The sequence below is a fragment of the Pseudoalteromonas aurantia genome (assembly GCF_005886875.1).
GTDB classification, from domain to species: Bacteria; Pseudomonadota; Gammaproteobacteria; order Enterobacterales; family Alteromonadaceae; genus Pseudoalteromonas; species Pseudoalteromonas aurantia_A.
In genome coordinates, this window is sequence record NZ_PNBY01000062.1 from 19,973 (window position 1) to 33,328 (window position 13,356).

Genomic DNA, 13,356 nt, shown 5'->3' on the forward strand with positions numbered 1-13,356 from the left:
ACATGGCGCGGTTTTATAACTGATCAAAGAAAGAGTATATGTTAAGTCGTTTTTACCAAGAGCAAGGCGAGCACGTGGTGATCACCCGTGAACAAGGTAGTTTATTTGCAAAGCAAGTTGCAGATGATTTTAATCCATTGCATGACGTTGATGCTAAAAAGTTTTGTGTTCCTGGCGACTTACTTTTTTCTTTGGTTTTAGCCCGCTATGGGGTCAGTGATAATATGCAGTTTTCATTTGTCGGTATGGTTGATGAGAAGTCATTATTGAGCTTTCCAACAGGGGGAAGTGAATTCGATATTACCGCAAATGATAAAGTGATGATGTCGGTAAAACGAGAGGGCGAAGCGAACTTATGCCCAACGTTAATTGACAGTTTGACCAAGAGCTATGTTGAGTTTTCTGGCACTGCATTTCCGCATGTTATTATTCCTTTAATGGCAGAGCAGGGGGTTATGATAAACCCTGCACGTCCTATGGTAATTTATGAATCAATGGCGATTCATTTAGATGATAAATCTATTTCTCAGGTGGAGCTAGCTGCTGATACGCCGGAATTTAGCTACGAAGGTAAACGCGGTAAAATTGTTTTACGCTTTAAGTTATTAAGTAACGGTCAGCAAGTTGGTCGGGGTGAAAAGCATATGTTGGTGTCAGGTATTCGTGAATACTGCCAAGATATGGTTGATGATTTAATTACATATTACAACAACAGAAAAGCCACTCTATAAACGCATGTTACCGTGCATACCTGATAGGAACGTCTGATGCGGGCATCTGTTGCACGCATTTGTTATACTGCAGCCAACTTATTTGTCTGTGAGTCGTCACTATGTCATTCCAATCTTTGCAGTTAGCGCCTGAGCTTGATCAGGCCTTAGCGACACTGCAGTTTTCTGTTCCCACTCCAATACAACAGCAAAGCATTCCTCTGGTGCTTGAAGGGCATGATTTATTAGCCACAGCACAAACCGGTACGGGCAAAACTGCGGCTTTCATGTTGCCAATCTTACATCGTCTTTTAAAAGAACCGGAACACAATGGTAAGGTAAGGGCTTTAGTGTTGGCACCAACCAGAGAGCTTGCTCAACAAGTTGCAGCTAATAGTGAAGCGTACGCTCAGTACACAGGTTTAAAAGTCGCGTGTATTTACGGCGGGGCGAATATTAGTCCACAAGAGAAGGCACTCAAAGCGGGTGTTGATGTTGTTGTTGCAACCCCAGGTCGGTTACTTGATCACTTACTAAAGGGCACTTTAAAGTTAGACAAGATATCTCACTTGGTCTTTGATGAAGCCGACCGTATGCTTGATATGGGGTTTATCGGTGAAATTAAGCGCATTATGCGCCATTTACCAGAACAAAGACAAACGCTACTATTTTCAGCCACCCTCGATGAACAAGTACAAAAGTTGGCCGCACAATGGCTTACCAAGCCGCAGCGAGTGGGTGTAGATCCAGAGAATAGCGCAGCCGAAAAAGTAGAACAGCTATTTTATGCGGTCGATGATGATAGAAAGCGTGAGCTGATGTCACATCTTATCGGGAAGAATAATTGGCAGCAGGTGCTTATTTTTACTCGAACGAAAAATATGGCCGATGAATATGCCAAAGAACTGAATAAAGACGGCTTGCCAACTTTAGCTATTCATGGTGATAAATCGCAAGGTGCCCGGGATAAAGCGTTGGCACAATTTAAATCAGGTAAAACGAGAGTGCTGGTTGCGACTGATGTTGCTGCGCGTGGCATAGATATTGTTGATTTAAATTATGTGATAAACGCACAGCTCCCCTTCGTTGCAGAAGATTATATCCATCGCATAGGGCGGACTGGGCGCGCAGGTAAAACTGGGATGGCGTTATCGTTGGTGAGCATAGATGAGCAGTGGTTACTAGACGAGCTTGAAGTGTTACTTGATGAGCGCCTCACACCGCAATGGTTACAAGGTTATGAACCCGACTTAACGAAGGAGCCCAAAGATAACCGCAAAAACTCAGCGAAAGCACGTAAGCAACGCGATAAAAAACATATTTTAGGTAAGCGAGATCAGCGACGCCGTAAAAATAAATGAGTTAACTCTCTATTAATGCGACAGTTTTGGTGTCTGGTTGGTATGCATATTAAGCAAGAGGCAACGGACATAGGCACACAAGAGACGCTCGCGAAATGGCAAAAAACCATTGATTTAATGGCGCGGGTATTTAACACCCTCGCCAGGTTTATAGTACAAGCTCAACAAGATGGGGAGCTGTACTGGTCGCCAATCGTAATGAAAAGAACCCTTATTCAGCCGGTGGTGTTATTCCACTCGACACCAATATTTTTTGTAAAAAAGTGGTGTTAGATAACGCACCGTTATATGAACGCTATGCGAACGAATTAGCGGTGGGAAACAAACCCAGAGGTGAGTGAAGGTGAAGTCGAATCGTTCCTATTCGGTGGCCTGACGGTAGCGCATTTGGCACGTTATGCGTGATGGATTTTAAAATCCCCGCTGATGATATTCATTTACAGGAATTAATAGAGCATCTATGAGATATGCTCGAAGATGATTTGATTTTAATTCACCGTTTTAGCCAAATGCGCCATATTGCCATGCTGGATCCGTTGACCAATATTTATAATCGACGGGCAGTTGTGATATTCGCGGCACATAAACGTGATATTGCTCCTAAAATGCATATGTACTTTTATGGTATTTTTATTGATTTGAATGAGTTCAAGGCTGTAAATGATCAGTATGGCCACCCTGTTGGTGATAAAGTATTAAATGGGTTAGCTACAGCTATAAAGGCGGTAAGTCGTGATGATGATTTCGTTGGGCGTATGGGCGAAGATGAATTTTAATGTTTGTTCAAGAACCATCTGGCGACTGGGTAAATGATTTTATGCAACGTTTAACCACTGAGTTTGAGCAATTGCTGTTAGAGCAAAGCCTACCCAATGTGGTGTTTAGCTATGAGTATGCTCAGACCGACGATTCGTTTTTTGACTTACAACAATTAATTAGCCTAGCTAATAAAGCGATGTATCAAGCTAAGACTGAAAAGCCTTAACTCAATACACAAAAGCACTCTGCATATTATGCAATTTTCTTCTCAGCCAAGTTCAATTCCATAGTGGCCTTGAGTAAGCGGTAAAGGTTTATTGATGCATCAATTTCTTCTTTACGGTTAGTTAAGCTTTCAATGTTCAACCCTAAAGGGACATTCAATCGTGCGCAGCTTTGTAAGATTAAGTCTAAGTTCTCACGACAAATACGGATTGATTCACTCAACGGGTTTTGTGAGTCCAGCATGCGCCACTTGGTTGCATCTGGCACCGAGATGCCCAACCACTCCATAAACTCTAGCGTCTTTTGTCCGCCACAGGGTGTGAACGTTAAAATAATGCGTTTAGGTGTATCGCCTTGTTGCTTGCAAGTTCTTGCGTAGCTGGTGAGTAAGTCGATAGTTTCTTGGGGGTTATAGACTGCTTGAGATATAAAAAATTCGCAGCCTTGCGCTGTTTTTTCGATTAAACGTTGCTGTTCGTTTTTTTTACTCGCGTGGCGCTCGGCAATCGTGACGCCCCCGAGAAAAAATGATTCTTGGTGAACAGCCAATGCTTTATAGGCATCGGGTAAGCTTAATCGAATGTCACTAGTAGAGGATGGGCTGCCAACAAGGACGAGGTTATCTAATCCAAATTTGTCTTTTGTGTCGCTTAGCCACTCATTAAATTGTGACACATCACGCTGTGCAACGCTTTTGTAGGTGATCACATCTAATTGAGATAACTCCCTAATGAGCTGGCTATATTCACACGGGTCAACCGTATGTTTAAACGGAAAAGGACGTGGAGCTTGTGTACGACTACTTTCATCTTGAATATCGTAGATAACGACACCGTCGTACTCTATTTCGTGTAAACGAGCCAGCAGCTTATTGGCAATGATTTCTAATTGAGCTCTATCAGTACTTTGCTTTGGTGGGGTAGTACCAATCAAGTAAACGCCCTGATTTGGGTCTTGTATTTTGTCTTGCAGTGATAAAGCCATAATCCTCATTCCAGCCTAAAGTCGTTTTGATGGGTATAATATAGCAGCCATTTAGACGTCTAGATAGATTTTTTTATTGAAACTTACTCAACAACCCTGAATTAGACGCACATTCTTAATTAGTCTACTGAAATTTCTCGACATATTTTTTTACATTAATCTGCCTTTTTTGGGTATAACCCTTGTTAATTTACGGCATAATTGCATGGTTAAACTAGCCACCGCGTTAGTTAAAAAATAATTTTTAAGGACACATATGAAATTTAAACTATTGGCAACCAGCCTAGCGGTAACACTCGCATTAACTGGCTGTGTAAGTAACAGTGCGAACAACAGCACACCTGTGGCTAGCGAAGCAAATGCCAGTGATAAAGTGTTTTCACAAGATTACCTAATTGAAGAGCTTGAGAATGGCTTACGAGTCATGGTAGTAAAAACGGATTACCCTGATGTGGTGTCATTACAGATCCCAGTATCTGTGGGCTCGCGTGATGAAGTAGAGGCAGGTAAAACCGGCTTTGCTCATTTCTTTGAACATATGATGTTTAAAGGATCTGAAAAGTACCCCCAAGAAGTGTACACAGATATATTGAAAAACTCAGGGGTTGATAATCGTGCATATACAACCAATGATTTTACTAATTATTACTTGAGCTTTTCAAAAGAACATTTAAACAAAGTCCTTGAAATCGAAGCTGACATATTTCAAAACTTATCATACACCGAGGAGCAGTTTCGTACTGAAGCGCTGACTGTAAAAGGCGAGTATTTAAAGAACAATGCAAACCCAGTGCGTAAGTTATTATCGGCAGTACGTAACGAAGCTTTCGATAAGCATACCTATAAGCACACGACAATGGGCTTTTTCGAAGATATTGAAGCAATGCCAGATCAAATGGTGTATGGGCAAACCTTCTTTGAGCGCTTTTATAAACCAGAATATGTATCAATGGTGATTGTTGGTGACGTTGACCCACAAGAAACCATGAAAGCAGTCAAGCAGCATTGGGGAAATTGGAAAAAAGGTGACTTCAAAGCAGAGGTGCCTGTTGAGCCAAAACAAACTGAGGCAAAATATGTCCATGAGCAATTTGAAGGTATGCCTGGTCATTGGTTATTAGTTTCTTATAAAGGCACTTCATGGATGCCAGAGAAGAAAGACCGAGCGGCGCTAGATCTGATCTCAGAGCTATACTTTGGTAAAAACTCTGCGTTGTATCAAGAGCTTGTTGTCGACAAACAAATCGCCAGTCAAATGTTCCCGTACAATGCAGAAACGAAAGACCCAGGGCTATTACACGTATTTGTTAAAGTTGAAAAAGAGCAAGATTTAACGGTTGTTCGAGATGCAATTAACCGTACTTATGCTAGTGCGCGTACTGAGCTGGTTGATGCTGATAAATTGGCAGCATTAAAATCAAATAGAAAATATAGCTTTATTAATGGCCTTGATTCATCACAAGCCATAGCATCTACGCTTGCACGTTATATGCATTTTGAGCGTGATCCTGAAGTGATTAATCAATTATACCAATCGGCTGATTCAGTGACGCCAGAAGATATCCGCACTCTCGCGAATAAATATTTTGTCGACAGTGGGCGTACGACAGTCACTATGTCAGATCTTGCTAAGGTATCAGGGTTCGAGCGTGAAGTCTCTCTGAATACGCTGGTTGCAGACTCAAAACAGCCAGTAGAACGTCACTTTAAGTTACTTGATAAAACCAATACCTCTCCACTTGTTGACGTGAACTTATTGTTTTATACAGGTGCCGCAGCTGATCCTGTTGGAAAAAAAGGGGTGGCAGCTCTGACTGCGGCTATGCTTGCAAAAGGCGGCTCACAAACGAAAACGTATAAAGAAATTCAAACGGCGCTTTATCCAATTGCGGGCAGTTTTAATTACCAAATTGATAAAGAAATGATTTCATTGCGCGGGCGTGTTCACAAAGATAATGCCCAGCAATGGTATGACCTAGTCAGTGGCCAACTACTTGACCCAGGCTTTAGAGAAGATGATTTTAAACGTTTAAAGAAAGAGCTGATAGACGGCATAAAAGCAGGCTTAAAGTCTTCTAATGATGAAGAACTAGGTAAAGAGGTGCTTTATCATAAACTTTATCAAGGCCACCCATATGAAAGTTATAACTTTGGTGATTTGTCTGATTTAGAGGCCTTAACGTTAGACGATGTGAAAGCTTTCTATCATGCTGAGTTTACTCAGGCTAAATTAAATGTGGGGATCACCGGTGCGCTCTCTGACAAAGTAAAAACACAGCTATTAGATGACTTAGCGACGCTCCCCAAAGGTGATGAAGCACGTTTGATGGTACCAGATGCGCCAGTGTTAACAGGTCGTCACGCAACAATTATTGAGAAAAGTGCCCAATCTACCGCTGTGTCGTTTGGTTTTCCTATCGACACAATACGCAGTTCTAAAGATTGGACAGCATTGTGGCTAGTACGGTCATATTTTGGTGAGCACCGCAGTTCGAATAGCTTTTTGTATAAGCGTATTCGTCAAACTCGTGGTATGAATTATGGTGATTATGCATATATTGAATACTTCCCACGCGGTATGTTCCAAACAAAGCCTGATGCGAACTTAGGCCGTTCAGAGCAGATTTTCCAAATTTGGTTACGTCCACTTCGTTCGAATAATGATGCTCACTTTGCAACACGCGTTGCACAATTTGAGCTAGATAAGTTAATTGAGCAAGGTATGACTGAAAAAGACTTTAATGCGACGCGAAACTTCTTAAGTAATTACGTTCCGCAGCTAGTAGCAAGTCAAGATCGCCAGTTAGGATATGCACTCGATAGTGAGTATTACAACACGGAAAGCTTTGTTGAATATGTTCGTAAACAACTTGCTAATTTGACGGTGGAAGATGTCAATCGCGTGATATCTGACACACTACAAACTGACAATATGCATTATGTTTTCATCACTGGTGATGGTAAAGATATGGCACAACGTTTGGCGTCGGAGCAAGTATCGTCGCTTAAATACAACACGGATAAGCCAGCATCGCTGATTAATGAAGACAAGCAGATTGAAAAGTATAAGCTGGCAATTCCATCAGGCAATATAACAGTGGAAGATGTAAAAACTGTTTTTGAATAAATAACGAACTATGTTAACGAAACATGGCCATACTCAATTTATGGCCATGTTTATATCTTAATGGTAAAGGGAATAGTCACTATTTTTAGCAGGACGATGTTGTCGTAAGCTAAATGTGGAGGTTGAACGTCAATTTGATAAATAGCGTTCACATAGTCATAAAAATGATAATATTGCTCTATACAGAGCGGTTTGTTATAAGTAATAGCGAGAAGGTTTGCAATAGCAGTAACATATCTTGTGTTAAGCCGTTAAAATCTTCAAGTATTATCAATAGTTAGGTTTTCCTTATGCGTCATGAAATTTGGCACCAGCTACAAAAAGAAGCAAAAGAATTAGTCAACGTCGAGCCTTTACTCGCAAGTCATGTTTATTCAAGTGTGCTAAATCATGAGTGTTTGGGGGCAGCATTGAGTTTCATCGTTGCTAACAAATTGGCTGATGCCGTGGTATCAGCGTTTACGATAAGAGAATTGTTCGATCAAGCGTTTGTCGATTGCGATAAAATGCTCGCGCATGTAGCCCATGATATAAAAGCGGTTAAAGATCGCGACCCAGCGGCCGATAGTTACTTAACCGTAATTTTGAATCTGAAAGGTTTTCATGCGATACAAGCACATCGACTTGCCTACTGCTTATGGCGACAAAACAGAAAAGAATTGGCTCGGTTTATTCAAAGCCGTACATCCGAAGTATTTGGTGTTGACATCCATCCTGCTTGTAAAGTCGGTCATGGCATTATGCTTGATCATGCGACTGGTATAGTGATTGGTGAAACCGCCGTTATTGAAGATAATGTGTCTATTTTACAATCGGTCACATTGGGTGGAACAGGAAATGAGCAAGGTGATCGACATCCTAAAATCCGTGCCGGTGTGCTAATTGGCGCTGGGGCGAAAGTACTTGGTAACATTGAAGTGGGAGAATGCGCGCGAATTGGCGCAGGTTCTGTCGTATTGAACCCTGTAGCACCGCATACCACGGTTGTTGGGATCCCAGCTAAAGTCGTGGGTAAACCAAGCTGTCCTAATCCAGCTGAAAGCATGAATCAAAACTTCTTAGAAGATGAACCAAGTTCGGTGAATGATTCTCACACGAGTGCAATGCTCTAGCTGTCACCAAAATTCGCTCTGTTGGGCTGTTCATCATTTATAATGAGGGTTGCCCAACCAAACGTTTCTTTAAAAATAAATCAATGGGCTCAATTTATCTCTTTGGACTGTGTTTTAGACACGAGCTGTGTGATCTGCGATGAAATTTCTCCATCATTTAGTTGTGTTTGAATTACTTGCCCTTCTTGTAATTGAGAAATCGATTTTATGACTTTGTTGTTCGTTTTTGTGATGCTGTAACCACGCGCTAATACACTCAATGGGCTCACACTATTTAACGTTGCAGCCAAGAACGCTAATTTATTTTGACGGGCTTCAGCGTGTTGTTTTTGCAGCTGCCTTAATTGCAACATTAATTGATTTAGGCCCTGCTTAGCCTGTGTAATACGACCATTAGGGTGCTGGTGGCTTAACTTTTGTTCTAATAACGACATACGACCTTGCAAAAGGTGATGACGTTGCTCAAAAGCACGTTGTAAACGCAGTGACAGTTCGTCAATACGCTGTGATTGCTGCATTAGTTGGTTCTTAGGATGTTGTAGCCTCAAGCGTTGTGTGAGGTTTTGAGTACGTTGCTTGGCGTAATTAATCTGGTTATTAGTGGCTTTTTTAAGTTGTTGCTTAGTATTAGCGATTAAGTCAATTAAGACATCTTGTTCTGAACTAACGAGTTCAGCCGCCGCAGATGGTGTTGCCGCTCTTAAGTCGGCAGTATAGTCTGATATAGTCGTATCTATTTCATGGCCTACTGCACTAATTATAGGTAAGTTGCTGGCAAAAATAGCGCGTGCGAGTAATTCTTCATTGAAACACCATAGGTCTTCAAGTGAACCTCCACCTCGACCAATAATTAACACATCTACTTCGTTACGCTTGTTAGCCAGCTGTAACTTTTCGATGAGTTGGAAATGCGCGTCTTTGCCTTGCACTTGAGCTGGATAAATAATCACTTCAAGTTGAGGCGCACGGCGTTGTAATACGGATAAGATATCTTTTACCGCGGCACCCGTCGCAGAGGTAATGATCCCAACTTTGTTGATGTGTGCTGGCAAGGATTTCTTATGAGCACTGCCAAAAAGCCCTTCGGCTGCGAGCTTTAGCTTGAGTGCGTCGTATTGCTGTTTAAGTAACCCTTCGCCCGCTGCTTCCATGTGTTCTACGATGACTTGATAATCACCCCTTGGTTCATAGACAGAGATGCGAGCTCGCAGTGTGACCTGTGCGCCATTCACCGGGCGGTAGCTACAATTGCGATTATTTCCCCGCCACATTGCAGCTTTTACTTGGGCTTTTTCATCTTTAAGTGAAAAGTACCAATGACCAGACGCAGGCGCAACAAAATTTGAAATTTCACCAGTTAACTGAATTTGGGCGAAACCTTGCTCTAAAATAGCTCGGATCTCTTTGTTTAATCTAGAAACTGTATAAATATGTTGGGGTATAGTACTGCGTGATTGATAGCTCAATTTAGTCTCTCCAAGTGCCATTGCGATGTACTTTATCACATTTTTTGATAATATTTATTTACTCGCATGGGGAACGCTGATAAAATTTGCACGCAATTCCTTATACTCAGTTCCACGTGAGAGAAACCGCAAACATGCTAAGAATTGCCAAAGAAGCCTTAACCTTTGATGATGTGCTATTAGTTCCAGCACACTCCACTGTTTTACCTCATACTGCAAATCTATCGACGCGTTTAACGCGTGGTATTGAATTGAACTTACCCCTTGTATCAGCCTCTATGGATACTGTTACTGAAGCGCGTTTAGCGATTGCGTTAGCGCAAGAAGGCGGGATTGGTTTTATTCATAAGAATATGACGATTGAAGAGCAAGCTCGCAATGTACGTAAAGTTAAAACGTATGAAGCGGGGATTGTTTCTTTCCCTGTTACTGTGACTGCAAATTTAACTATTGAAGATGCACTGGTACTTGCTGAAGAAAAAGGCTTCTCAGGTTTTCCTGTTACGGGTGCCGATAATCAGCTTGAAGGAATTGTGACGAGTCGTGATATGCGTTTCGAAACAAAACTAGACCAGCCTGTTTCAACCGTAATGACAAAAAAAGACAAGTTAGTGACGGTGAAAGAAGGCGCGTGTCGTGAAGAGATCCTTGGCTTAATGCATGAGCACCGAATCGAAAAGATTTTGGTTGTTGATGATGCATTTAAGCTTAAAGGTATGATCACGGTTAAAGATTATCAAAAAGCCCAAGAAAAGCCCAATGCATGTAAAGATGAGCGTGGCCGTCTTCGTGTTGGTGCTGCTGTAGGTGTTGGTGCGGGTACTGATGAGCGTATCGCTGCATTGGTTGACGCGGGTGTTGATGTATTACTTATTGATACTTCTCATGGTCACTCACAAGGTGTACTTGACCGAGTTAAAGAAACGCGTACTGCATTTCCTGATTTACAAATCGTAGCGGGCAATGTTGCAACAGCGGAAGGTGCGATTGCCCTTGCTGATGCCGGTGTTGACGCGGTTAAAGTGGGTATTGGCCCAGGATCAATTTGTACAACACGTATCGTAACTGGCTGTGGTGTGCCACAGATCACTGCTATTTCTGATGCAGTTGAAGGTCTTAAAGGTCGCGATATTCCAGTTATTGCTGATGGTGGTATTCGTTTCTCAGGTGATGTTGTTAAAGCATTGGTTGCAGGTGCGTCGTGCGTTATGGTGGGGTCAATGCTAGCGGGTACTGAAGAGTCTCCAGGTGAAGTTGAACTGTATCAAGGCCGTTACTACAAATCATACCGTGGTATGGGGTCATTAGGTGCTATGAACCAAAAAGAAGGGTCGTCAGACCGTTATTTCCAAAGCTCTAAGCAAGCTGAAAAGTTAGTGCCAGAAGGGATTGAAGGTCGTGTTGCTTACAAAGGACCTATTGCGACTATTATTCACCAACAAGTTGGTGGGATCCGCAGTGCTATGGGCCTAACAGGCTGTGCTGATATTTTTGAATTAAATACTAAACCACAGTTTGTGCGTGTTACATCTGCTGGTATGGGTGAGTCGCACGTTCATGACGTGCAGATCACTAAAGAAGCGCCTAACTATAGAATGGGCTAACATACTGAAATTCAGCGTGTTTAAATGGGCTAGCATATGCTAGCCCTTCTTAATTTTAAGTAAAGTTCGTTTTTGTGCTTTACTAAATTGATACCAATATAGCGAAGTTAACTCAGAGTAGTTTATTTCGGTTGGTGTGAGTCGTTTCCTAACTACGAGATTATCAATGAGCAAAGACATCCATGATTCCCGCATTTTGATTTTAGACTTCGGTTCACAGTACACGCAGCTCATTGCGCGTCGTATTCGTGAAATCGGTGTTTATTGTGAGCTATGGGCTTGGGACGTGACCGAAGAGCAGATCCGTGAATTTAATCCGCAAGGTATTATTTTATCAGGTGGTCCAGAGTCAACAACTGAAGATAATAGTCCCAGAGCACCTGAGTACGTATTTAACGCTGGCGTGCCAGTATTAGGCGTATGTTACGGCATGCAAACAATGGCGATGCAGCTTGGTGGCTTAGTTGAAAGCTCCGACAAAAAAGAGTTTGGTTATGCCCGTGTTGAGAAAGTGGGTGACTGTAAGTTATTTGATCAAATTCAAGATCACATCGAAGACGGCACTGACTTTTTAGATGTGTGGATGAGCCACGGCGATAAAGTGATTTCAATTCCTGATACATTTACGACGACAGCGCGCACCGATACGTGCCCTCATGCGGCGATGTCATGGGAAGAAAAACGCTTCTATGGTGTGCAATTCCACCCAGAAGTGACACACACGCAGCAAGGCTTACGTTTATTAGAGCGTTTTGCGATCGACATTTGTGGCTGTGAGAAGCTATGGACGCCAGCACAAATTATTGATGATGCGATTGCGCGCATTAAAGAAAAAGTAGGGGATGACGAAGTTATCCTTGGTTTATCTGGCGGTGTTGATTCATCAGTTGTTGCGATGCTGATTAACCGTGCTATTGGCGATAAACTTACCTGTGTATTTGTTGATAACGGTTTACTTCGTTTAAACGAAGGTCAACAAGTCATGAATATGTTTGGTGATAAGTTTGGTTTGAATATCATCAAAGTAGATGCTGAAGCTCAGTTTTTGAAAGACCTTGAAGGGTTATCAGATCCTGAAGAAAAACGTAAAGCAATTGGGCATACTTTCATTGATATTTTTGACGAAGAGTCGAAGAAGTTAGTGAATGCTAAATGGTTGGCGCAAGGCACTATTTACCCTGACGTGATTGAATCTGCAGCGTCTGCAACAGGTAAAGCGCATGTCATCAAGTCACATCATAACGTAGGTGGCTTGCCAGATGATATGGAAATGGGGCTTGTCGAGCCATTACGTGAATTGTTTAAAGATGAAGTACGTAAGATTGGTTTAGAGCTTGGCTTACCTTATGACATGCTTTATCGTCATCCATTCCCAGGGCCTGGTCTAGGTGTACGTGTACTTGGTGAAATCAAGAAAGAGTACTGTGACTTGCTACGTCGTGCAGATGCTATCTTTATTGAAGAACTGCATAAAGCCGACCTTTACCATAAAGTGTCTCAAGCGTTTACGGTATTCCTACCAGTGAAATCAGTAGGGGTTATGGGTGATGCACGTAAGTATGATTGGGTTGTATCATTACGCTGTGTAGAAACCATTGATTTCATGACTGCGCGTTGGTCACACTTACCCTACGACTTCTTAGGGTTAGTATCTAACCGGATCATCAATGAAATTGATGGTATCTCGCGTGTTGTTTACGATATTTCAGGTAAACCACCAGCAACTATCGAGTGGGAATAACCACCTATTAGTGACTTAGTTTACTAATATTAAAGGCGAATATGTTAAATATTCGCCTTTTTGTTTATTTAAAAGGCAGTTGAACGGTGTTTTATAAAATAACGCTTTACCTTTTATAAAACATCTCTATAATTCGTCGTCATTGCAGGGGCGTAGTTCCAATTGGTAGAACAGCGGTCTCCAAAACCGATGGTTGCGGGTTCGAGTCCTGCCGCCCCTGCCACTTCCTTTTTTACTTCATATTTTATATTCTGTGCAATAATTAGT

Annotated in this window: 11 protein-coding genes and 1 tRNA gene; 10 read left to right on the forward strand and 2 right to left on the reverse strand. The window is 42.0% G+C overall.

Annotated elements, in window-relative coordinates:
* The first annotated feature begins 38 nt into the window (after window positions 1–38).
* The 5 genes from CWC18_RS13090 (at window position 39) to CWC18_RS21525 (ending at window position 3,056) form a co-directional block, all read left to right on the forward strand.
* A complete protein-coding gene (locus CWC18_RS13090) occupies window positions 39–731 on the forward strand; it encodes a DUF3581 family protein (protein WP_138675407.1) in 693 nt (230 codons plus the stop codon).
* 101 nt (window positions 732–832) lie between these two features.
* Window positions 833–2,071: a DEAD/DEAH box helicase gene (locus CWC18_RS13095; RefSeq protein WP_138675408.1), complete on the forward strand. Its 1,239-nt coding sequence runs from the start codon at window positions 833–835 to the stop codon at window positions 2,069–2,071.
* Window positions 2,072–2,113: 42 nt separating this feature from the next.
* Window positions 2,114–2,344 (forward strand): hypothetical protein, encoded by a 231-nt coding sequence (locus tag CWC18_RS21515; RefSeq protein WP_249348161.1) that lies wholly within the window; start codon window positions 2,114–2,116, stop codon window positions 2,342–2,344.
* Window positions 2,345–2,538: 194 nt separating this feature from the next.
* Window positions 2,539–2,847 (forward strand): GGDEF domain-containing protein, encoded by a 309-nt coding sequence (locus CWC18_RS21520; RefSeq protein WP_249348160.1) that lies wholly within the window; start codon window positions 2,539–2,541, stop codon window positions 2,845–2,847.
* The gene (locus tag CWC18_RS21525; protein ID WP_249348158.1) at window positions 2,847–3,056 is read left to right on the forward strand and encodes a hypothetical protein; all 210 of its coding nucleotides are present in this window, start codon (window positions 2,847–2,849) and stop codon (window positions 3,054–3,056) included. Before CWC18_RS21520 ends, CWC18_RS21525 begins: the two co-directional genes overlap by 1 nt.
* 26 nt (window positions 3,057–3,082) lie before the next feature.
* Here the strand turns inward: CWC18_RS21525 and CWC18_RS13105 are convergent, their stop codons facing one another.
* A complete protein-coding gene (locus CWC18_RS13105; RefSeq protein ID WP_138589846.1) occupies window positions 3,083–4,039 on the reverse strand; it encodes a hypothetical protein in 957 nt (318 codons plus the stop codon).
* Window positions 4,040–4,295: 256 nt separating this feature from the next.
* Between CWC18_RS13105 and CWC18_RS13110 the strand changes: the two genes are divergently transcribed.
* Together CWC18_RS13110 and cysE are read left to right on the forward strand one after the other, a co-directional pair.
* Complete coding sequence (locus CWC18_RS13110; protein ID WP_138675409.1) at window positions 4,296–7,166, forward strand: M16 family metallopeptidase; 2,871 nt, start codon at window positions 4,296–4,298, stop codon at window positions 7,164–7,166.
* Between the two features lie 290 nt (window positions 7,167–7,456).
* Entirely contained in the window at window positions 7,457–8,278 is an 822-nt protein-coding gene (cysE, locus tag CWC18_RS13115; protein WP_138589844.1) for a serine O-acetyltransferase, read from the forward strand.
* Window positions 8,279–8,367: 89 nt separating this feature from the next.
* Here cysE and xseA read toward each other — a convergent pair whose 3' ends face one another.
* A complete protein-coding gene (gene xseA / locus CWC18_RS13120; RefSeq protein WP_138589843.1) occupies window positions 8,368–9,765 on the reverse strand; it encodes an exodeoxyribonuclease VII large subunit in 1,398 nt (465 codons plus the stop codon).
* A gap of 113 nt (window positions 9,766–9,878) precedes the next feature.
* On the opposite strand from xseA, the gene guaB reads away from it, so the two are divergent.
* The 3 genes from guaB (at window position 9,879) to CWC18_RS13135 (ending at window position 13,312) form a co-directional block, all read left to right on the forward strand.
* Complete coding sequence (gene guaB / locus CWC18_RS13125) at window positions 9,879–11,348, forward strand: IMP dehydrogenase (protein ID WP_138589842.1); 1,470 nt, start codon at window positions 9,879–9,881, stop codon at window positions 11,346–11,348.
* A 166-nt stretch (window positions 11,349–11,514) separates the two neighbouring features.
* Complete coding sequence (gene guaA, locus CWC18_RS13130) at window positions 11,515–13,089, forward strand: glutamine-hydrolyzing GMP synthase (RefSeq protein WP_138589841.1); 1,575 nt, start codon at window positions 11,515–11,517, stop codon at window positions 13,087–13,089.
* Window positions 13,090–13,235: 146 nt separating this feature from the next.
* A tRNA-Trp gene (locus CWC18_RS13135) sits at window positions 13,236–13,312 on the forward strand.
* Window positions 13,313–13,356 lie beyond the last annotated feature (44 nt).

Excerpts from the sequence above, each read along its gene's own strand:
- guaB (WP_138589842.1), top strand. The coding sequence starts at position 9,879 with ATGCTAAGAATTGCCAAAGAAGCCTTAACCTTTGATGATGTGCTATTA.
- CWC18_RS13095 (WP_138675408.1), top strand. The coding sequence starts at position 833 with ATGTCATTCCAATCTTTGCAGTTAGCGCCTGAGCTTGATCAGGCCTTA.
- CWC18_RS13110 (WP_138675409.1), top strand. The coding sequence starts at position 4,296 with ATGAAATTTAAACTATTGGCAACCAGCCTAGCGGTAACACTCGCATTA.
- CWC18_RS21520 (WP_249348160.1), top strand. The coding sequence starts at position 2,539 with ATGCTCGAAGATGATTTGATTTTAATTCACCGTTTTAGCCAAATGCGC.
- CWC18_RS21515 (WP_249348161.1), top strand. The coding sequence starts at position 2,114 with ATGCATATTAAGCAAGAGGCAACGGACATAGGCACACAAGAGACGCTC.
- CWC18_RS13090 (WP_138675407.1), top strand. The coding sequence starts at position 39 with ATGTTAAGTCGTTTTTACCAAGAGCAAGGCGAGCACGTGGTGATCACC.
- cysE (WP_138589844.1), top strand. The coding sequence starts at position 7,457 with ATGCGTCATGAAATTTGGCACCAGCTACAAAAAGAAGCAAAAGAATTA.
- xseA (WP_138589843.1), bottom strand. The coding sequence starts at position 9,765 with ATGGCACTTGGAGAGACTAAATTGAGCTATCAATCACGCAGTACTATA.
- CWC18_RS21525 (WP_249348158.1), top strand. The coding sequence starts at position 2,847 with ATGTTTGTTCAAGAACCATCTGGCGACTGGGTAAATGATTTTATGCAA.
- CWC18_RS13105 (WP_138589846.1), bottom strand. The coding sequence starts at position 4,039 with ATGGCTTTATCACTGCAAGACAAAATACAAGACCCAAATCAGGGCGTT.
- guaA (WP_138589841.1), top strand. The coding sequence starts at position 11,515 with ATGAGCAAAGACATCCATGATTCCCGCATTTTGATTTTAGACTTCGGT.